The organism is Enterobacter sp. BIDMC 27 (assembly GCF_000534415.1).
In the GTDB taxonomy this organism is placed as follows: domain Bacteria; phylum Pseudomonadota; class Gammaproteobacteria; order Enterobacterales; family Enterobacteriaceae; genus Enterobacter; species Enterobacter hormaechei_C.
This window is the reverse complement of record NZ_KI973178.1, coordinates 3,247,251-3,266,576: the sequence shown is the minus strand read 5'-3', so window position 1 is coordinate 3,266,576 and position 19,326 is coordinate 3,247,251. Positions and strand designations below refer to the sequence as shown.

Annotated in this window: 17 protein-coding genes; 6 read left to right on the top strand and 11 right to left on the bottom strand. The window is 54.5% G+C overall.

Annotation, left to right across the window (positions count from 1 at the left end):
- Positions 1 to 52: 52 nt before the first annotated feature.
- Entirely contained in the window at positions 53 to 1,543 is a 1,491-nt protein-coding gene (locus L463_RS07305) for an MFS transporter (RefSeq protein WP_032102978.1), read from the top strand.
- 45 nt (positions 1,544 to 1,588) lie between these two features.
- On the opposite strand, the gene ompC is transcribed toward L463_RS07305, so the two are convergent.
- Together ompC and yddG are read right to left on the bottom strand one after the other, a co-directional pair.
- Positions 1,589 to 2,662, bottom strand: coding sequence for a porin OmpC (gene ompC, locus L463_RS07310; protein WP_017382300.1), 1,074 nt, complete (start codon positions 2,660 to 2,662; stop codon positions 1,589 to 1,591).
- Positions 2,663 to 3,288: 626 nt separating this feature from the next.
- Complete coding sequence (gene yddG / locus L463_RS07315) at positions 3,289 to 4,167, bottom strand: aromatic amino acid DMT transporter YddG (protein ID WP_032102980.1); 879 nt, start codon at positions 4,165 to 4,167, stop codon at positions 3,289 to 3,291.
- Between the two features lie 220 nt (positions 4,168 to 4,387).
- Between yddG and fdnG the strand changes: the two genes are divergently transcribed.
- Genes fdnG through fdnI form a run of 3 tightly spaced genes read left to right on the top strand, consistent with a single transcriptional unit; the run spans position 4,388 to position 8,980 of the window.
- Complete coding sequence (gene fdnG / locus L463_RS07325; RefSeq protein WP_108454244.1) at positions 4,388 to 7,435, top strand: formate dehydrogenase-N subunit alpha; 3,048 nt, start codon at positions 4,388 to 4,390, stop codon at positions 7,433 to 7,435.
- An 11-nt stretch (positions 7,436 to 7,446) separates the two neighbouring features.
- A complete protein-coding gene (gene fdxH / locus L463_RS07330) occupies positions 7,447 to 8,331 on the top strand; it encodes a formate dehydrogenase subunit beta (protein ID WP_003857048.1) in 885 nt (294 codons plus the stop codon).
- Positions 8,324 to 8,980: a formate dehydrogenase-N subunit gamma gene (fdnI, locus tag L463_RS07335; RefSeq protein WP_032102982.1), complete on the top strand. Its 657-nt coding sequence runs from the start codon at positions 8,324 to 8,326 to the stop codon at positions 8,978 to 8,980. The genes fdxH and fdnI overlap by 8 nt, the downstream gene beginning before the upstream one ends.
- Positions 8,981 to 9,031: 51 nt before the next feature.
- On the opposite strand, the gene L463_RS23675 is transcribed toward fdnI, so the two are convergent.
- The 3 genes from L463_RS23675 to ppk2 form a co-directional block, all read right to left on the bottom strand.
- Positions 9,032 to 9,355, bottom strand: coding sequence for a CcdB family protein (locus tag L463_RS23675; RefSeq protein ID WP_017382305.1), 324 nt, complete (start codon positions 9,353 to 9,355; stop codon positions 9,032 to 9,034).
- Positions 9,355 to 9,543 (bottom strand): hypothetical protein, encoded by a 189-nt coding sequence (locus tag L463_RS23670; protein WP_017382306.1) that lies wholly within the window; start codon positions 9,541 to 9,543, stop codon positions 9,355 to 9,357. Before L463_RS23670 ends, L463_RS23675 begins: the two co-directional genes overlap by 1 nt.
- Positions 9,544 to 9,644: 101 nt before the next feature.
- Complete coding sequence (ppk2, locus tag L463_RS07340) at positions 9,645 to 10,463, bottom strand: polyphosphate kinase 2 (protein ID WP_032102983.1); 819 nt, start codon at positions 10,461 to 10,463, stop codon at positions 9,645 to 9,647.
- A gap of 161 nt (positions 10,464 to 10,624) precedes the next feature.
- On the opposite strand from ppk2, the gene araJ reads away from it, so the two are divergent.
- The gene (gene araJ, locus L463_RS07345) at positions 10,625 to 11,800 is read left to right on the top strand and encodes an MFS transporter AraJ (protein WP_017693387.1); all 1,176 of its coding nucleotides are present in this window, start codon (positions 10,625 to 10,627) and stop codon (positions 11,798 to 11,800) included.
- Between the two features lie 39 nt (positions 11,801 to 11,839).
- On the opposite strand, the gene L463_RS07350 is transcribed toward araJ, so the two are convergent.
- Positions 11,840 to 13,042 carry an NAD(P)/FAD-dependent oxidoreductase gene (locus L463_RS07350; protein ID WP_032102985.1) on the bottom strand — a complete coding sequence of 401 codons (1,203 nt, stop codon included), beginning with the start codon at positions 13,040 to 13,042 and terminating at the stop codon, positions 11,840 to 11,842.
- A 130-nt stretch (positions 13,043 to 13,172) separates the two neighbouring features.
- On the opposite strand from L463_RS07350, the gene L463_RS07355 reads away from it, so the two are divergent.
- Positions 13,173 to 13,682 (top strand): RrF2 family transcriptional regulator, encoded by a 510-nt coding sequence (locus tag L463_RS07355; protein ID WP_015570482.1) that lies wholly within the window; start codon positions 13,173 to 13,175, stop codon positions 13,680 to 13,682.
- A gap of 39 nt (positions 13,683 to 13,721) precedes the next feature.
- Here L463_RS07355 and adhP read toward each other — a convergent pair whose 3' ends face one another.
- The 5 genes from adhP to bdm all read right to left on the bottom strand — a co-directional run bounded on the left by adhP (position 13,722) and on the right by bdm (position 19,305).
- A complete protein-coding gene (adhP, locus tag L463_RS07360) occupies positions 13,722 to 14,732 on the bottom strand; it encodes an alcohol dehydrogenase AdhP (RefSeq protein ID WP_006810706.1) in 1,011 nt (336 codons plus the stop codon).
- Between the two features lie 196 nt (positions 14,733 to 14,928).
- A complete protein-coding gene (locus L463_RS07365) occupies positions 14,929 to 16,638 on the bottom strand; it encodes an ABC-F family ATP-binding cassette domain-containing protein (protein ID WP_032102986.1) in 1,710 nt (569 codons plus the stop codon).
- Positions 16,639 to 16,982: 344 nt separating this feature from the next.
- Positions 16,983 to 18,680: an NAD-dependent malic enzyme gene (locus L463_RS07370; protein WP_006810704.1), complete on the bottom strand. Its 1,698-nt coding sequence runs from the start codon at positions 18,678 to 18,680 to the stop codon at positions 16,983 to 16,985.
- A 176-nt stretch (positions 18,681 to 18,856) separates the two neighbouring features.
- A complete protein-coding gene (gene sra / locus L463_RS07375; protein WP_000841561.1) occupies positions 18,857 to 18,994 on the bottom strand; it encodes a stationary-phase-induced ribosome-associated protein in 138 nt (45 codons plus the stop codon).
- Positions 18,995 to 19,089: 95 nt separating this feature from the next.
- On the bottom strand, positions 19,090 to 19,305 hold the full coding sequence (bdm, locus tag L463_RS07380) for a biofilm-dependent modulation protein (RefSeq protein ID WP_015570485.1): 216 nt from the start codon (positions 19,303 to 19,305) through the stop codon (positions 19,090 to 19,092).
- Between the last annotated feature and the right edge of the window lie 21 nt (positions 19,306 to 19,326).

The following is a 19,326-nucleotide window of genomic DNA, read 5'->3' as shown; positions in this document are numbered from 1 at the left end:
CGTAGGATCGCATTCTGGACATGTGTCCAGTTTTTAACTGAAAAGGAAATTTATGTTTCGTCAGTGGTTAGCGTTAGTGATTATCGTGCTGGTGTATATCCCGGTGGCGATTGACGCGACGGTGCTGCACGTGGCGGCGCCAACATTGAGCATGACGCTGGGTGCCAGCGGCAACGAATTGCTGTGGATTATTGATATTTACTCGCTGGTGATGGCGGGGATGGTGCTGCCTATGGGCGCGCTGGGGGATCGCATTGGCTTCAAGCGCCTGCTGATGATCGGCAGCGTGCTGTTTGGCCTGTCTTCGTTAGCGGCGGCTTTTGCGCCTTCCGCGGGCTGGCTGATTGCCGCCCGCGCGTCGCTGGCGATAGGGGCGGCGATGATCATCCCGGCAACGCTTGCAGGGATCCGCACCCTGTTTACTGACGCGCGGCACCGTAATATTGCCCTCGGCGTCTGGGCGGCCGTTGGGTCGGGCGGCGCGGCGTTTGGCCCGCTGATTGGCGGCATGTTGCTGGAGCACTTTTACTGGGGGTCGGTGTTCCTGATTAACGTGCCGATCGTGCTGATCGTGGTTTCGCTTGCTGCGCGCTTTGTGCCTGCTCAGCAGGGGCGTCCCGAACAGCCGCTCAATATCAGCCATGCCATTATGCTGATTGTCGCCATTTTACTGCTGGTCTATAGCGCCAAAACCGCCCTGAAAGGGGTGCTGTCGCCGTGGATGGTGGCCTGTACGCTGCTTACCGGAGCGGTAATGCTGTTTATCTTCGTCCGTATCCAGCTACGCGCGCGCGTGCCGATGATCGACATGCGCCTGTTTTGCCATCGCATTATTTTAAGCGGCGTGGTCATGGCGATGACCGCCATGATTGCGCTGGTGGGCTTTGAACTGCTGATGGCGCAGGAGTTGCAGTTCGTGCATGGTTTTACGCCGTTTGAAGCAGGGATATTTATGCTGCCGGTGATGGTGGCGAGCGGATTTAGCGGGCCGATCGCGGGTGTGCTGGTCGGGCGTCTGGGGCTGCGCATTGTCGCGGCCGGAGGCATGGGGCTTAGCGCGGTCAGTTTTATCGGCCTGTCGACGCTCGATTTCAGCACCCAACAGTGGCAGGCGTGGAGCCTGATGGTGCTGCTGGGCTTCAGTGCCGCCAGCGCACTGCTGGCATCGACGTCAGCGATCATGGCTGCCGCGCCGAAAGAGAAAGCGGCCGCCGCAGGCGCGATCGAAACCATGTCCTACGAGCTGGGTGCTGGTCTGGGGATCGCCATTTTCGGTCTGCTGTTAACCCGCAGCTTTTCGGCGTCTATTGTACTGCCGCAGGGGCTGAGCGCGTCGCTGACCGATAAAGCCTCGTCGTCCATCGGTGAAGCGATGAAGGTGGCGCAGGAGCTGACGCCGTCGCTGGCCGAGCCGGTGATGACGGCGGCGAAAACCGCGTTCATCACCTCGCACAGCGTGGCCCTGGGCAGTGCGGGAGGCATGCTGCTGATTCTGGCGGTCGGGATCTGGTTTAGTCTGGCGAAGGTCGGAGGGCAGCAGTAATAAAAAAGGCCAGCCGCGAGGGCTGGCCTTTTGAACTAACAGATCTTAGAACTGGTAGGTCAGACCTACAGCTACGATGTTGTCGGTAGCCACTTTGGCATCTTTGGTGAACTGGCTGTCATCCACGAGGTTGATTTTGTAATCAACATAGGTGGACATGTTTTTGTTGAAGTAGTAGCTCGCGCCAACGTCAACGTATTCAACCAGGTCCTGGTCGCCATAAGAACCGATGTCTTTACCTTTGGATTTCAGGTAAGCGATGGACGGACGCAGACCGAAGTCGAACTGGTACTGAGCCACAACTTCGAAGTTCTGCGCTTTGTTGGCAACGTGACCGTTACCGAACGCCGTCATGTTGCGGGTTTCAGAGTAGGTGGTTGCCAGGTAGATGTTGTTCGCATCGTACTTCAGGCCAGCAGCCCAGACTTCTGCGTTTTCGCCACCGGCGTTCAGGTTGCTTGCAGCACGAACCTGACGGTCGGTACGGTCAGATTTCGCGTAGGTCGCACCCACACCGAAGCCGTCGAATTCATAGGTAGAAGACAGACCCCAGCCGTCACCGTTGGATTCGGTGATATCGTCACGGTCGTTTTTACCCTGGTACTGAGCAGCCACGTTCAGGCCGTCAACCAGACCAAAGAAGTCGGTGTTACGGTAGGTTGCAACGCCAGTGGTACGGCCGGTCATGAAGCCGTCAGTCTGCGTCCAGGTATCGCCACCGAACTCTGGCAGAACGTCAGTCCACGCGCCGATGTCATAAGCCACACCGTAGTTACGACCGTAGTCGAAGGAACCGAATTCATCGAATTTCAGACCAGCGTACGCCAGACGGGTTTTGTTGCCGTCGGAACCTTGAGCTTCAGAGCGATTGCCCTTGAACTCATATTCCCACTGACCGTATCCGGTCAGCTGATCGTTGATCTGAGTTTCACCTTTGAAGCCCAGACGAACATACGTTTTGTCGCCGTCGCTACCAGCATCATCAGAAAAATAGTGCAGACCAGTAACTTTGCCGTACAGATCCAGTTTGTTACCGTCTTTATTAAAAACTTCAGCCGCGTTAACAACGCCAGCTGCCAACATGGAAGTCACTGCCACTGCAACTAATTTAAGTTTCATCTTAAATAATCCTTATAATTTTATTTAGGTATTTCCTAAGCCACCTGAGCGATTTTTAAACGAGGCTTATCGTCAATGGCAGACTATTTTTAAAATTCCGTAGACTGCTTTCAATAATAAGTTTCAAAATATTAAAGATAATTTCAATTAGTGTGATCCTGATCGGATAAATTGCCCTTAAATCGGCCAGTCAGGTTAATATATAGACATAAAGTGATTATTAACTAATCAATATAATATGGCTGTGAATAGTTGTCGGACGTTTTAGTTTTTTGGTGGGATTAAAAGGGTTTGGCAGGGAATGTCAAAACATGTGGCAGGATAACCTTTTTTAAAACAGTTGATTATAAATTTCTCGGGAAACCAGAACCTGTTTTTTAAGAGAAATATTCAGAAATAAACTATTGCACTTTGTGCTATATAGCGCGGGAATATTGGCGCTGAATTAATTACCTGCGTTGTCAGTTTATGTCAATTTCCACAACAACTCTGGCTTTCTGACAGCACTCTATACAGAAATTTAATTACTCTCTAATGTTACGAATTATATTCGAGGGTGTGATCACATATTAAAATATTGTTAATATTTTGCCGGGCATATTCGGTACCCGGCAAAAATAAAAATGCTATTTGCGGGTGGCATACCAGCACAGTAACGATCCGGCGCACACCATCAATGCCCCTTGCCAGAATGAGAGTGAAAGCGGAGAACTCAGCAGAATAGCCGCCAGTGCGGCGGAAAGAACTGGCGTGAAATAAGAGACAGCCGCAAGCACCGTGACGTTACCGTGAAGAATACCGATATTCCAGGCGGCGTAGCCAAAGCCAAGCGCAACCCCACACATCAATAGCTTTACCACAACCGGGACGCTGAACACCATTTCGGGCTGATCGCTGACGGCATATTTGACCCACAGGCTCAGGGCGGTCAGCAGGACGAAAAGGGTAATGCCATTTTGCCCTTTGGCATACTTGCTGGTGACGGTGCAGTAGGCGGCCCAGATAAAAGCGCCAGCAAACGCCAGCCCATAACTTAGCGGACTGGAAACGACGTTCTGCATGATGTCATTCAGTTGCAGACCGTTTTCGCCACCTAAAACCCAGCACACACCCAACAGCGAGATGAGAAGCCCAGGGATCACCCACAGGGTGGTTTTTTGCCCGTTGAACAAAATCGCGAACGCAATCGTCAGGCTTGGCCACAGATAATTGACCATACCGACTTCAATCGCCTGTGAGCGCGTCGCGGCATACCCCAGCGACAGGGCCAGGCACATCTCATAGCTGACAAACAGGATGCTGCCCGCAATGAGATAGCGCGTGGAAAAACGCCGAAGATCGGGAAAACCCACCGTCACCAGACACAACAGCCCGCTGACGGTGTAAATCATCGCCGCGCCGCCCACCGGGCCCAGTCCTTCACTGACGCTGCGGATGAGACCCACCATGGTGCTCCACAACAATATGGCCGCCAGGCCTGTCAGCGTTGCTCTTTTTCTGTCCATTACCCTGCCAGTCGTCTAAAAATCAAAGGGAAAACTTATAGCATCTATTTGCTACACCTGGCGAATTTTCAAAGAGCCTGTTAACCCGAAAGGATTAGCAAATCGTACCGGCAGTGACTATTAAGGGGGCGAAGTCTGACGACCTTGATTTGACGCAAAAAAAACAGGGGCTTTGCTGTTAGTTTGCGGCGCGAAGTCTTATCAGATAACGAGGACAGCAATGGACGTCAGCCGCAGACATTTTTTTAAAATCTGCGCGGGCGGTATGGCCGGAACAACAGCCGCAATGCTGGGATTCGCTCCCAAAATGGCGCTGGCTCAGGCACGCAACTATAAACTGCTGCGCGCGAAAGAGATCCGTAACACCTGCACATACTGCTCCGTGGGTTGTGGGCTATTAATGTATAGCCTGGGTGATGGCGCAAAGAACGCCAAAGAAGCGATTTATCATATTGAAGGGGACCCGGACCATCCGGTGAGCCGCGGGGCGCTTTGCCCGAAAGGGGCGGGGCTGCTGGACTACGTCCACAGTGAAAACCGTCTGCGCTACCCGGAATATCGTGCGCCGGGCTCTGACAATTGGCAGCGTATCTCCTGGGACGAAGCCTTCTCCCGAATTGCAAAACTGATGAAAGCGGATCGCGACGCCAACTTTATTGAGAAGAACGAGCAGGGCATCACGGTAAACCGCTGGACCTCCACCGGGATGCTGTGTGCCTCTGCGGCAAGTAATGAGACCGGCATGCTGACGCAAAAATTTGTGCGCTCCCTCGGCATGCTGGCGGTTGATAACCAGGCGCGCGTCTGACACGGACCAACGGTAGCAAGTCTTGCTCCAACATTTGGTCGCGGTGCGATGACCAACCACTGGGTTGATATCAAAAACGCTAACGTCGTGGTGGTAATGGGCGGTAACGCCGCTGAAGCCCATCCGGTGGGATTCCGCTGGGCGATGGAAGCGAAAAACAACAACGATGCGACGCTGATTGTCGTCGATCCACGCTTTACGCGTACGGCATCGGTGGCTGATATCTATGCGCCGATCCGCTCCGGTACGGACATCACGTTCCTGTCCGGCGTGCTGTTGTACCTGATCGAAAATAACAAAATTAACGTGGAATACGTTAAGCATTACACCAATGCCGGCCTGCTGGTACGGGAAGATTTCGCCTTCGAAGATGGCCTCTTCAGCGGCTATGACGCCGGGAAACGTCAGTACGATAAATCGTCCTGGAACTATCAGTTCGACGAAAACGGCTACGCGAAACGCGATGAGACCCTGAGCGATCCGCGCTGCGTGTGGAACTTGCTGAAACAGCACGTTTCCCGCTATACGCCGGACGTGGTGGAAAACATCTGCGGTACGCCGAAAGCGGACTTCCTGAAAGTATGTGAAGTGCTGGCTTCCACCAGTGCCGCCGACAGAACCACTACATTCCTGTACGCGCTGGGCTGGACGCAGCATACCGTGGGCGCGCAGAACATCCGTACCATGGCGATGATCCAGCTGCTGCTCGGCAACATGGGGATGGCCGGTGGCGGCGTGAACGCCCTGCGCGGGCACTCTAACATTCAGGGCTTAACCGACCTAGGCCTGCTGTCGACCAGCCTGCCGGGTTACCTGACCCTGCCGTCCGAGAAGCAGACCGACTGGCAAAGCTGGCTTGACGCCAACACGCCAAAAGCGACGCGTCCGGACCAGGTGAACTACTGGAGTAACTATCCGAAGTTTGCCGTCAGTCTGATGAAATCGTTCTATGGCGACGCGGCGCAGAAAGAGAATGACTGGGGCTTTGAGTGGTTGCCGAAATGGGACCAGGCTTACGATGTCATCAAGTATTTCAACATGATGGATAAGGGCGACGTCACGGGGTATATCTGCCAGGGCTTTAACCCGGTAGCGTCATTCCCGGATAAAAACAAAGTCGTTCGCAGCCTGAGCAAGCTGAAGTACATGGTGGTTATCGATCCGCTGGTCACCGAAACGTCTACGTTCTGGCAGAACCACGGTGAATCAAACGATGTCGATCCGGCAGCGATTCAGACCGAGGTGTTCCGCCTGCCGTCGACCTGCTTTGCGGAAGAGGACGGTTCAATTGCCAACTCTGGCCGCTGGCTACAGTGGCACTGGAAAGGTCAGGATGCGCCGGGCGAAGCGCGTAATGACGGCGAAATTCTGGCCGGGATTTACCATCGTCTGCGCGAGATGTACCGCGCAGAAGGCGGCAAAGGCGCTGAGCCGCTGCTGAAGATGAGCTGGAACTACAAGCAGCCGGATCATCCTGAGTCCGAAGAGGTGGCAAAAGAGAACAACGGCGTGGCGCTGGCCGACCTGTACGATGCCAACGGCAATCTGGTGGCGAAGAAAGGACAGCTGCTCGATAGCTTCGCACTGTTGCGTGACGACGGTACCACGGCCTCTTCCTGCTGGATCTACACCGGCAGCTGGACGGAGCAGGGTAACCAGATGGCCAATCGCGATAACGCCGATCCGTCAGGCCTGGGCAATACCCTGGGCTGGGCATGGGCGTGGCCGTTAAACCGCCGCGTACTGTACAACCGTGCCTCCGCAGACGTGAACGGTAAGCCGTGGGATCCGAAACGCATGCTGATCGAGTGGAACGGCACGAAGTGGACGGGGAACGATATCCCGGACTTCAACACCGCCGCGCCGGGCAGCAACACCGGGCCGTTTATCATGCAGCCGGAAGGGCTGGGACGTCTGTTTGCTATCGACAAACTGGCGGAAGGGCCGTTCCCGGAACACTACGAGCCGATGGAAACGCCGCTCGGCACTAACCCGCTGCACCCGAATGTGGTCTCCAGTCCGGTGGTACGCATCTATGAAGACGACGTGCTGCGTTTAGGTAAAAAGGACAAGTTCCCGTATGTCGGCACCACCTACCGCCTGACCGAGCATTTCCATACCTGGACCAAGCACGCGCGGCTTAACGCCATCGCGCAGCCGGAACAGTTTGTGGAGATAAGCGAAACCCTGGCGAAGGCGAAAGGCATTGCCAACGGCGATCGCGTGAAGGTCAGCAGCAAGCGCGGCTTTATTCGCGCGGTGGCGGTGGTCACCCGTCGTCTGCAAACGCTGAACGTGCATGGCCAGCAGGTGGAAACCGTCGGTATACCGCTGCACTGGGGCTTTGAAGGGGTAGCGCAGAAAGGCTACATCGCCAATACCCTGACGCCAAACGTCGGCGATTCCAACTCGCAAACGCCGGAGTATAAAACGTTTCTGGTCAACATCGAGAAAGCGTAAGGAGCGATTAAATGGCGATGGAAACACAAGACATTATTAAACGCTCCGCGACCAACCCGATAACGCCCGCGCCTCGTGCGCGGGATTACAAGGCAGAAGTCGCCAAGCTGATCGATGTCTCCTCCTGCGTGGGCTGTAAGGCCTGCCAGGTGGCCTGCTCGGAGTGGAACGATATTCGCGACGAGGTGGGGCACTGCGTTGGTGTCTATGACAATCCTGCTGATCTGAGCGCCAAGTCCTGGACGGTGATGCGCTTTAGCGAAACCGACCAGAATGGCAAGCTGGAGTGGCTGATCCGTAAAGACGGCTGTATGCACTGTGAAGATCCGGGCTGCCTGAAGGCATGCCCGTCTGCCGGGGCAATCATTCAGTACGCCAACGGGATCGTCGACTTCCAGCAGGATAACTGCATCGGCTGCGGTTACTGTATTGCAGGTTGTCCGTTTAATATCCCGCGCCTCAATAAAGAGGATAACCGGGTCTATAAATGCACGCTGTGCGTCGATCGCGTCAGCGTCGGCCAGGAGCCTGCCTGCGTGAAGACCTGTCCTACCGGGGCGATCCACTTCGGCACCAAAAAAGAGATGCTGGAAGTGGCGCAGCAGCGGGTGGATAAGCTCAAAGCGCGCGGCTATGACAAGGCCGGGATTTATAACCCGCAGGGCGTGGGCGGTACGCACGTCATGTATGTTCTGCACCACAATGACCAGCCGGAGCTGTATCACAATCTGCCGAAAGATCCGGCGATCGATACCTCAATCAACCTGTGGAAAGGGGCGCTTAAGCCGCTCTCAGCGGCGGGCTTTATCGCCACCTTTGCCGGGCTGATTTATCACTACATCGGTATCGGGCCTAATAAAGAGGTGGATGACGACGAGGAGGAGCATCATGAATAAGTCGAAAATGATAGTGCGCACAAAATTTGTCGATCGCGCCTGTCACTGGACGGTGGTCATCTGCTTCTTCCTGGTGGCAGTATCCGGCATTTCGTTCTTCTTCCCGACGCTACAGTGGCTCACGGAAACCTTCGGGACACCGCAGATGGGACGCATTCTGCATCCGTTCTTCGGCGTGCTGATTTTCGTGGTGCTGATGTTTATGTTCGTGCGTTTCGTTCATCACAACATCCCTGACAAGCAGGATATTCCCTGGATTAAAGGGATTGTTGAGGTTCTGAAAGGCAACGAGCATAAAGTCGCGAAGGTGGGCAAATACAACGCCGGGCAGAAGATGATGTTCTGGACCATCATGAGCATGATTTTCGTGCTGCTGGTAACCGGAGTGATTATCTGGCGTCCGTATTTTGCCCAATATTTTCCGATCCAGGTGGTGCGCTACGCACTGCTGATCCACGCGACCTCGGCCATTATTCTGATCCACGCCATCCTGATCCATATGTATATGGCCTTCTGGGTGAAAGGATCGATTAAAGGCATGATTGAAGGGAAGGTGAGCCGCCGCTGGGCGCAAAAACACCATCCGCGCTGGTATCGGGACGTTGAGCGTCTTGAAGCGCAAAAAGAGAGTTCGGAAGGGTTGAAGTAAACCTCGCGCCGTCGGCATTGTCCGGCGGCGCTGCACTTGCGCGGCTCTGAGCTACGTATTGGTAATTAACGCATCAATTCCTGCAAGAACACTACTTCTTGCACTGCGCAGATTACATACATAATTCTTATTATTAAGTTTCTTTGTCTCCACGTGTGTGATGTTGGCTGTATTAAGAAAATATGTCTGGAATTCAATGTTCACCAGTGGCGTTGCAGCGTTTGAATGTCCTCTTAAATGATTATGATAGCTTAACGGTACAATAAGTCTCGTTGATAAGTCGTCATAAAAATCGTGCTGAATAATCATAAAATAGGGCTGATATTCACGCGTTCTGTCTGATGGGTTGCGATAAACGTCAAACTGAAAACACATCAAAGCCCTCCAAAATAAGGGTCATCCGATAATAGCCCTGCTTTGGCCGTTAATTCATTCATCGCTTTAATAAATCCCTGATCCTGTTGATGCTGTCGCTTGTGCTCTGCTGTTGTAGAGAGTGGGCGAGGCTTTTTCCCCGTAAAAGGCTTTGTTGTAACACATCTTTCTGTGCGGTTCGGTTTCATGTTTTCTCCTTTGTTGGTGCGGTCATTATCAACCGCAGCCAACAAAAAACAATACTGTTTCCCCTGGTAATCTACATTATGCGAGCCGTCTTCCAGTAATATCAAAATCGCTCTGCAATATAGCGGAAGGGATATTTTGTAGGCTTCACTTTGCCGATCTTGCGTTTCGGTAAATCCACCTTGTCTACGTGAATTTCTTTATAGGGGATCTGGGAAAGCAGATGCGAAATAATATTCAGCCGCACCCGTTCTTTATCTTCTGAGCGCGCCACAAACCACGGCGCCCAGGCGGTGTCGGTCGCTTTAAACATCGCGTCGCGGGCGAGGGTATACTCATCCCACAGATTGAAAGATTTAATATCCATTGGAGACAGCTTCCAGATCTTGCGACCATCATTAATGCGATCGCGCAGGCGTCGCTCCTGCTCTTTTGGCGTTACTTCAAGCCAGTATTTCAACAAAATGATCCCGGCATCGACCATCGCTTTTTCCATTACCGGCGTTCCATCAAGAAATTTTTCGGCCTGCTCTTCGGTACAGAAACCCATGACTCTTTCCACGCCCGCGCGGTTGTACCAGCTGCGGTCAAAAATGACGATTTCACCGGCAGAGGGTAGATGGGGAACGTAACGCTGAAAATAGAGCTGACTTTTCTCTTTATCGGTGGGGGCCGGTAACGCAACAACGCGAAACACCCGGGGACTGACGCGTTCGGTGATGGCTTTGATGACGCCGCCTTTACCGGCGCCGTCTCGTCCTTCAAAAACAATACAGACCTTTAACCCTTTGGCGACCACCCATTGCTGGAGCTTAACCAGTTCAACATGGAGGCGGCGAAGCTCTTGCTCGTACGCTTTGGTTTTGAGCGGCGCGTTTTTAACGACATCATCAACAACACGGGTTTTCTTCTTACTGACCATGGTGGGTCTCCCTTTGTATCCGGTCGCGGGATCGAGGCCGTACTAAGAGTGTAATCGGCCTGAATGAATGGATTAATGTGTCAGAAATCTGATTTGAACTGGTTCACCATACAAGTTTAATCAATAATGCACGCTGCATATTTTTTAACAGTGGTCGCGGTATGAAAAAGACAATTTTTTCGTTAGCACTGGGTACCTTTGGCCTGGGGATGGCTGAGTTTGGCATTATGGGCGTGCTGACCGAGCTGGCTCATGATACGGGCATTTCGATTCCCTCCGCCGGAAATATGATTTCGTTTTACGCTTTTGGCGTGGTGATCGGCGCGCCGATTGTGGCGCTGTTCTCCAGCAAATTTTCGCTGAAAACAACGCTGCTGTTTCTGGTGGCGATGTGCGTCGTCGGTAACGCGCTCTTTACCTTCTCTGACTCCTACGTGGGGCTGGCGGCGGGGCGCTTAATCTCTGGTTTCCCGCATGGCGCGATTTTCGGAGTGGGGGCGATAATCCTGTCAAAAATCGCGCCGCCGGGTAAAGTGACGGTCGCTGTGGCCGGGATGATTGCCGGGATGACCGTTGCCAACCTGCTTGGCGTGCCGCTCGGGACGTGGCTGGGACATGAATTTAACTGGCGTTACACCTTCTTTTTGATTGCGGTCTTTGACGCGCTGGTGATCCTGTCTGTTCTGCTGTGGGTGCCTGACATTCACGACACGACAACCACCCGGCTGGCAGAACAATTCCACTTCCTGAAGAAACCGGAACCGTGGCTGATTTTTGCCGCTACGATGTTTGGCAATGCCGGGGTGTTTGCCTGGTTTAGCTTCGTGAAGCCGTTTATGGTCAACGTGTCAGGCTTTTCTGAGGGCGTCATGACCGCGATCATGATGCTGATGGGGCTGGGCATGGTGCTGGGAAATGTCTTCAGCGGCAAGCTGTCGTCACGCTTTAGCCCGCTGCGCATTGCTGCCACCACCGACCTGGTGATTGTGGCTTCGCTGCTGGCGTTGTTTGCCTTTGGCGAGCTTAAAACAGCTTCACTGGTAATGGGATTTGTCTGCTGCGCCGGGCTGTTTGCGCTCTCTGCGCCGCTGCAAATTCTGCTGCTGCAAAATGCGAAAGGCGGCGAGATGCTGGGGGCCGCAGGCGGGCAAATGGCGTTTAACCTCGGCAGCGCAATTGGCGCCTATTTCGGTGGATTAATGATTACGCTCGGCTTTAGCTGGAGCTATGTCACGCTGCCGGCCGCGATTTTATCCTTCTCTGCGATGACCTCTCTGCTGATGTATGGTTATTTATGTGCCAAAAAGCGTCAGGCCAACGCAGGTGCGCTGGCCTGATTGCACACTTTGCCCGCTGGTCGCGGGCGCAGAAGGGGACTAAACGAATTTCGCCAGCGGGTCAGCGGCGGCAAAAGCGACCGCTTTGTCTGCTGCTGGTGGGTAAATCAGTTCGTTGGTGATGGCGACTTTGATCTTTTTGCCTTCCTCGCGCACGGATTTAACGCGCTGTTCCCAGCCCTCGGTGTATACCGCGCCCCAGCCACCTAAATCCAGACAGGTGACGTAGTTCACCTGACGGTAAGGGTACGGCTCCAGATTTAACAGGCTGGCCGCCGCGTTGTGTCCGGCGAATTTCCCAAGCTGGATCGCGTGCTGGCAGGTCATCAGCGCCGTGTTGCCCGCATCGTCCGTTTTGGCGTGCGCCATATCACCCGTCGCGTAAACCTCAGGATGCGCAGGAACCTGCAACGTGTCGGTGACGATCAGCCGTCCCTGAGTATCGCGTTCCCCGTCAATTTGCAGGCTGAGGAGGTTAGCTTCTACCCCTGCCGTCCACACTACAGTGGCGCTGGCAATGCGCTCTCCGTTTTTCAGCGTTACGCCGCTGGCATCGATGGCTTCAATTTCACTGTTTAAACGCCATTCAACGCCGAGCACGTTGCTTGCTTCTTCAATTGTGTTACGCAGCGCCTCGCTATAACGCCCGCCGATGGTCGCACCTCTTTCAACTACGATTACTTTAGTCTTTGTATCAGCGCCGAAGCGAGTACGGAGTCGGGCAGGGAGTTCCGTTGCCAGTTCGATGCCGGTAAAGCCGCCGCCACACACGACCACGGTATTACGCTCCGGGGTGGAGGGGCGCGAAACCAGCGAATCAAGATGCTGCTCGAATAATCTGGCGGAGTCGAGTTGGTCGATATCAAAGGCGTATTCAGCCAGACCGGCAACAGGAGGACGTTTAGTCTGGCTACCGGTTGCGAGGATCAGACGTTCCCAGGCGACGTCAGCAATCGCGCCGTTTGAATCGCGATACAAAACGGTTTTAGACGAGGTATCAATACGTTGTGCTTCGCCCGCAATAAAGGCGATACCCAGCTCAGCAAACAGTTCGGTCAGCGGCGCGACCATCGTCGACACGTTCTCTTCATAAAAGCGTGGGCGAACGCGTAGCTCCGCAACAGGGGCCAGCACGGCAATGCTGAGGCTATTGTTACCCGCCAGAGCAGAAAGGCGCGCGGCGCTGACCGCAGCCCACATACCGGAAAACCCACTACCCACAATTAAAATCTGCTTTTTCATACTCGATCCTTTAGTGCGTCAGGCTGTATGTCTGACATAACTGCCACTATACTTGTCGGAGTTAACTGCGACAACTTCTTTCTGAGTTAAAAATCGTTATAATGCAGCGAACAATGACCCGGAGTGAGCCATGGCGTTTTACAGTTCTGGTGTGGAATATGGCATTCATAGCCTGATGTGTATGGTGGATGCAAAAGGCAATGAACGTGAGATGAGCGTCCGGGAGATGGCGGCCTTGCAGGGCGTGCCGTACGACTATCTTGGAAAAATCTTCACCCGTTTATCACGCGCGGGGCTGGTCATCAGCACCGAAGGCAAAGGGGGAGGCTTCCGGCTGGCGCGTCCGGCGGAGCTGATCAGCGTGCTGGACGTGGCGCACGCCATCGACGGCGAGAAGAATATGTTTGAGTGTCGGGAAGTGCGTCAGCGCCTGGCGGTGTTTGATGAAACGCCACCTGCCTGGGTCTGTGACGGCCCGTGTGGGGTGCGCTCGGTCATGGACAGCGCGCAGCAGCGGATGGAAGAGGAGTTAGGGCGCCATACCATCCTGGATCTGGCGCGGAAGATGTATCGAAAAGCGCCGGACACGTTCCAGATCGAGGTTCAGGAATGGATTTCCGATCGCCGTTCGTCCACGTGAAAAGCCGGGCAGGGCAGAGCCGCTACCCGGCCACCGCGGTTAAGAACGTAAATCAATCACCATACGGCCACGGATCTGGCCCTGTTCCATTTCTTTGAAGATGGCGTTGATATCTTCCAGTGGGCGCATTGTAACTTTCGGTTTCACCTTACCTTCAGCCGCAAACTGGAAGGCTTCGAGCAGATCCTGACGGGTACCCACCAGGGAACCCACTACCTGAATCCCATCGAGGACCAGACGTGGAATATCCAGGCTCATCGCTTCCGGCGGCAGGCCAACAGCCACCACGCGGCCACCGGCGCGAACTGCGTCAACGGCAGAGTTGAAGGCCGCTTTCGCTACCGCCGTCACCACCGCCGCATGCGCACCGCCGGTTTTCTCCTGAATCACTTTTGCCGCATCTTCACTGCGGGAGTTCACGGTTAAGTCTGCGCCCATGCTGGCAGCGAGCTTCAGCTGCTCGTCATTCACGTCAATGGCGATAACCTTCGCATTGAAGACATTTTTGGCGTATTGCAGCGCGAGGTTGCCCAGACCGCCCAGGCCGTAGATCGCAATCCACTGGCCGGGTTTGATGTCAGAGACTTTTACCGCTTTGTAGGTGGTGACCCCGGCGCAGGTGATGCTGCTGGCCGCCGCAGAGTCCAGCCCGTCCGGGACTTTAACCGCGTAATCCGCGGTTACGATGCACTCTTCCGCCATGCCGCCGTCAACGGAGTAACCCGCGTTTTTCACGTCACGGCACAACGTTTCGTTGCCGGTATTACAATATTCACAGTGGCCACAGCCTTCGAAGAACCACGCCACGCTTGCACGATCGCCTACTTTTAGCGACGTGACGCCCGGACCAATCTCTTTGACGATACCAATCCCTTCGTGGCCGAGGATCACCCCGGTTTTGTCGCCAAAATCGCCATTCTTAACATGGAGATCGGTATGGCAAACGCCACAGCACTCCATCTTCAGCAGCGCTTCACCATGTTTGAGCGCGCGTAAGGTTTTTTCTGTGACATTAACCTGATGATCCTGAGTGACAACAGCAGCCTTCATGTGTTTCTCCTTTCATGATGAGTATCTGCATAGCAGGTCTGATTACCCATTAAGGATTAATACTTTGGCGCTGTAATGCAAGGCAACCGCAACATAATGTCATTATTTGATGCATTTTCGGATTAAGAAAAGGCTGTACCCCTCATAAATTGGGGTGAAAAACACTGGCCCGGCGACGCCACCGCCGGGCTCAGATTTACAGTTGCGCTTCTATCACCTTAATCTCTTTTCGCCATTGCGCCTGTAATTGCGGTTTTTGGTGTTTTGGCTTACGCGCCAAATCCTCTTCCAGCAGCGTTTCCAGGGCAACCAGGCGTTCGAGCAGATCGTCAGACGCTGAAGAGGGTGCCTTCAATGCGTTATTCGATGCCTCAGGTACAACCGGAGCGGTGTCCTCACGCAGACGCTCAAACACAGCCTCCGCATCGTGCCATTCGCTCAGCCTGCCGTCCTCAATCAGCCAGAAGCGGTTACAGCTCTGGCTAATTAACTGACGATCGTGGCTCACCAGCAGCACTCCGCCTTCAAACTGTTGCAGCGTTTCCGCCAGCGCCTCTTTGCCTTCCATGTCCAGGTGGTTGGTCGGTTCATCCAGCATCAGCAGGCTATAACGGGCAAGCGTCAGGCCGACGAACAGCAGGCGCGAACGTTCCCCGCCGCTCAGCGTACTGACTTTTTGCCCGTGACGCGCCCACGGGAACCCGGCACTGATGAGCGCCATTTTACGGGTCTGCGGATCTGGCGCGAAAGGCTCCAGCGCATCAAGCAGCGCCGCATCATCTGGCAACTGGTGCAGCGTCTGGTCGTAGTAGCCGGGTGAGACGCGCGGATGACGCTTAAGCCGCTCGTCCGCGATCTCGTCGCGAAAATGTCGCCAGATAAGCTTCAGCAGCGACGATTTTCCGCAGCCGTTACGACCCACAATCGCCACGCGATCGCCGCTCTTCAGCCGCGCGCTGTCGAGAGTAAACAGGTCTGGCAGACCCGGCGCCGGGGGGACGCCGAGGTGAGTCATTTCCAGCAGGCGGTCGGCGCGAAGCGCGTCCCCGCGCAGGGTTAAGGTCCACGGGCTTCCCGCCGTCAGTTCCGTCTGGGTCTCTTTCAGGCGTTCGACCTGTTTTTCCATCTGCTTAGCCTTACGGGAGAGATCTTCGTTGTCATAGACCTTGCCCCAGGTCGCGAGACGCCGTGCGCTGGCCGTGACGCGGTCGATCTCTTTTTGCTCTGCCTTATGGCGCAACGCATCGCTTTCGTCTTTTGCATCGAGCGCCAGACGGGCGGCAGTGCAGGGAAGGGCAAAGGCGTGCAGCGTTTTATCGCGCAGGATCCAGCTGCCGTTGGTTACCGCGTCCAGCAGTTGCCTGTCGTGTGAGACCAGCACAAAGCTGCCGGACCAGTTTTGTAGAAACTGCTCCAGCCACAGCAGGGTCGGCAGGTCAAGGTGGTTGCTCGGTTCGTCCAGAAGCAGCAGATCCGGATCGCTTATCAACGCTCGTGCCAGCAGCAACCGCGTATGCTGGCCGCCGCTCAGCGTGGCGGAGGTTAACGCCGTTTCCTGCGTCGTGAAGCCCATTCCGGCCAGCAGCGACTCGGCTTTCCAGCGCAAACTGTCGCGCTCACCGATCGACAGCTGCGCCAGCACCGCATCCAGCATGGTCAGGGGATCAAGGGTCTCCGGCAGATGTTGTTCCACGCGCGCCAGCAGGCAATGCCCCGCCAGTGAAACGGTTCCGGCAGCAGGGGACTGCGTCCCGTCGAGGATTTTCAGCAGCGTACTTTTTCCGCAGCCGTTATCACCCAGCAGGCCGATGCGATCGCCTTTTTTCAATGTAAAGGAGAGAGAGTCGAAGAGCGTGCCGAACGCTGTATCAACGCGTAAAGAATGTGCAGTGAGTAAAGTGCTCATTGTTGCTTACCCAGGAGTTACAGGCATGTTTATGCCTCGTCAAACATCGCTGACGATAACTCAGTAAGCCCGAGAGAAGGGATTTCAGGGGTTGGTGTCTTCGCTCAAGCGGAAGTTATCGCAGCACGATACCGATAACGCTTGAGCTGGTGCGATCACCAAATGTATGTGAAACATTGAAAATTTCACAGTACAGCATAATTGGCCTCCTTATATATTCAGTAGGTTAATGGATGAAGGGAGTGTAGCGGGGGAAAATGGGTTTGGCTAGTGGGAGGTGCCGTATATTCCCCTCACCCTAACCCTCCTCCCCTTTGGGGAGAGGGCTGGGTGAGGGGCAATGCTTAAATAGAAGTACGACGATAGCTACGGTATTCCGGCATCCAGAAGTTATCGTCAATCGCTTGCTGCAACGCATCGGCAGAGGTTTTCACCGCGACGCCTTGCTGCTGCGCCATTTTGCCTACCGCGAAGGCAATTGCGCGGGACACTTTATGAATGTCTTTCAGCTCCGGCAGTACCAGGCCTTCACCGTTATTCACCAGCGGTGAGTGACCTGCCAGCGTTTCGCTCGCGGACATCAGCATTTCGTCGGTGATGCGTGACGCGCCGGAGGCGATAACCCCCAGACCAATACCCGGGAAGATATAGGAGTTATTGCACTGTGCGATGGGATAGAGTTTGTCCTTCCACAGCACCGGATCAAACGGGCTGCCGGTCGCGACCAGTGCCTTACCTTCTGTCCAGGCGATGATATCCTGCGGCGTTGCCTCCACGCGTGAAGTCGGGTTAGACAGCGGCATCACGATAGGGCGTTCGCAGTGCTTGTGCATCTCGCGAATAATCTCTTCCGTGAAGAGGCCGGTCTGCCCGGATACGCCGATCAGAATGTCCGGCTTCACGTTGCGCACCACGTCAAGAAGCGAGAGCACTTCGTTATCCGTATCCCAGTTTTTCAGGTTTTCACGCTTCTGCACCAGTTTGGTCTGGAACGGGAGCAGGTTTGGCATACCGTCGGTCAGCAGGCCAAAACGGTCCACCATAAAGACGCGGGAGCGAGCCAGCTCTTCGCTTAAGCCTTCGCGCTGGGTCTGGGCAATAATTTGCTCGGCGATGCCGCAGCCCGCGGAGCCTGCACCCAGGAAGACAATTTTCTGATAGCTGAGCTGGCTGCCTGCCGCACGGCTCGCGGCAATCAGCGTCCCCACGGTCACTGCCGCAGTGCCCTGAATGTCATCGTTGAACGAGCAGATCTCATCGCGGTAGCGGTTCAGCAGCGGCATGGCGTTTTTCTGTGCGAAGTCTTCGAACTGCAACAGCACGTCCGGCCAGCGGTGCTTCACGGCCTGGATGAAATCATCAACAAACTGATAGTACTCGTCGTCGGTAATGCGCGGGTGACGCCAGCCCATGTACAGCGGATCGTTCAGCAGTTGCTGGTTGTTGGTCCCCACGTCCAGCACAACCGGCAGCGTGTAGGCCGGGCTGATCCCGCCGCAGGCGGTATACAGCGAGAGCTTACCGATGGGGATCCCCATCCCACCAATGCCCTGGTCGCCAAGGCCCAGAATACGTTCGCCATCGGTTACCACGATCACCTTGATGTTGTGATTAGGCACGTTTTGCAGAATGTCGTCCATGTTGTGACGGTTCTGATAGGAGATGAACACGCCGCGGGAACGTCGGTAGATCTCTGAGAAGCGTTCACACGCCGCGCCGACGGTTGGGGTGTAAATGACGGGCATCATCTCTTCGAGATGGTTCTGCACCAGGCGGTAGAAGAGGGTTTCGTTCGTGTCCTGGATATTACGCAGGTAGATGTGCTTATCGATTTCGGTTTTAAAGCCCTGATACTGGATCCAGGCGCGTTCCGCCTGTTCTTCAATGGTTTCAACCACTTCAGGCAGCAGACCCAGCAGGTTAAAGCTGCTGCGCTCTTCCATGCTAAAGGCGCTGCCTTTGTTCAGAAGGGGAAACTCCAGTAAAACCGGACCGGCGTAAGGAATATAAAGGGAACGATGTTTTTTCAGTTTGTTGTCCATGTCACTCACTCTTTTTAAGAAGATCCGTCCCTGACACTGCTGTTTGTCATCTTTCTGGCCTGTGCTACGGGGTGCGGTCGGGCGGTATTATAAAGGAGCTAAATATTAATTACCGCAACACATAAACAAAAACACCACCGGGGTAACCGATGGTGTTGTGGATTTCGTACTGGAACTTACTTGCCTGCCTGACGTTTCCTGCCGGTGGCGTGGGTCACTTGCGTTTCGCTCCCCTCTTCAATAACCACTTTGCGCTGGTTAGAGAGCTTGTAGTTCAGTCCCAGAATGTGGCGTGCCTGACGGTTCGATTTCATATTAACTCCTCAATCCCGTTGATAGTTTTAAGGACAAGTTTGCTCACGCAAACGAAATGTAACCCCTTAGGTTGCAGATCCAGCTTAGCAGGTTTTTACAAAGGTGCATTTTGCCCGCTGACCACATAGTTGATGGTTTGCTGGTAGATGTCACTGAGGATGTCATTGTCTGTGGCTTCCACCCACCTGGTCAGTTCCATCAAAATGTCATCTTCGGTAACAACACCGTGCTCCGCCTGAAGACCCTGCGCAATCGCGTTAACGAGTTCGGGTTGTGCTGCTGTGGTATGTGCCGGGTAATAAGTAAACATGCTGCCTCCGTGTCGTTGTCT

Coding starts and splice junctions, on each gene's coding strand:
- L463_RS07305 (WP_032102978.1), top strand. CDS start 53: ATGTTTCGTCAGTGGTTAGCGTTAGTGATTATCGTGCTGGTGTATATC.
- ompC (WP_017382300.1), bottom strand. CDS start 2,662: ATGAAACTTAAATTAGTTGCAGTGGCAGTGACTTCCATGTTGGCAGCT.
- yddG (WP_032102980.1), bottom strand. CDS start 4,167: ATGGACAGAAAAAGAGCAACGCTGACAGGCCTGGCGGCCATATTGTTG.
- fdxH (WP_003857048.1), top strand. CDS start 7,447: ATGGCGATGGAAACACAAGACATTATTAAACGCTCCGCGACCAACCCG.
- fdnI (WP_032102982.1), top strand. CDS start 8,324: ATGAATAAGTCGAAAATGATAGTGCGCACAAAATTTGTCGATCGCGCC.
- L463_RS23675 (WP_017382305.1), bottom strand. CDS start 9,355: ATGTGTTTTCAGTTTGACGTTTATCGCAACCCATCAGACAGAACGCGT.
- L463_RS23670 (WP_017382306.1), bottom strand. CDS start 9,543: ATGAAACCGAACCGCACAGAAAGATGTGTTACAACAAAGCCTTTTACG.
- ppk2 (WP_032102983.1), bottom strand. CDS start 10,463: ATGGTCAGTAAGAAGAAAACCCGTGTTGTTGATGATGTCGTTAAAAAC.
- araJ (WP_017693387.1), top strand. CDS start 10,625: ATGAAAAAGACAATTTTTTCGTTAGCACTGGGTACCTTTGGCCTGGGG.
- L463_RS07350 (WP_032102985.1), bottom strand. CDS start 13,042: ATGAAAAAGCAGATTTTAATTGTGGGTAGTGGGTTTTCCGGTATGTGG.
- L463_RS07355 (WP_015570482.1), top strand. CDS start 13,173: ATGGCGTTTTACAGTTCTGGTGTGGAATATGGCATTCATAGCCTGATG.
- adhP (WP_006810706.1), bottom strand. CDS start 14,732: ATGAAGGCTGCTGTTGTCACTCAGGATCATCAGGTTAATGTCACAGAA.
- L463_RS07365 (WP_032102986.1), bottom strand. CDS start 16,638: ATGAGCACTTTACTCACTGCACATTCTTTACGCGTTGATACAGCGTTC.
- L463_RS07370 (WP_006810704.1), bottom strand. CDS start 18,680: ATGGACAACAAACTGAAAAAACATCGTTCCCTTTATATTCCTTACGCC.
- sra (WP_000841561.1), bottom strand. CDS start 18,994: ATGAAATCGAACCGTCAGGCACGCCACATTCTGGGACTGAACTACAAG.
- bdm (WP_015570485.1), bottom strand. CDS start 19,305: ATGTTTACTTATTACCCGGCACATACCACAGCAGCACAACCCGAACTC.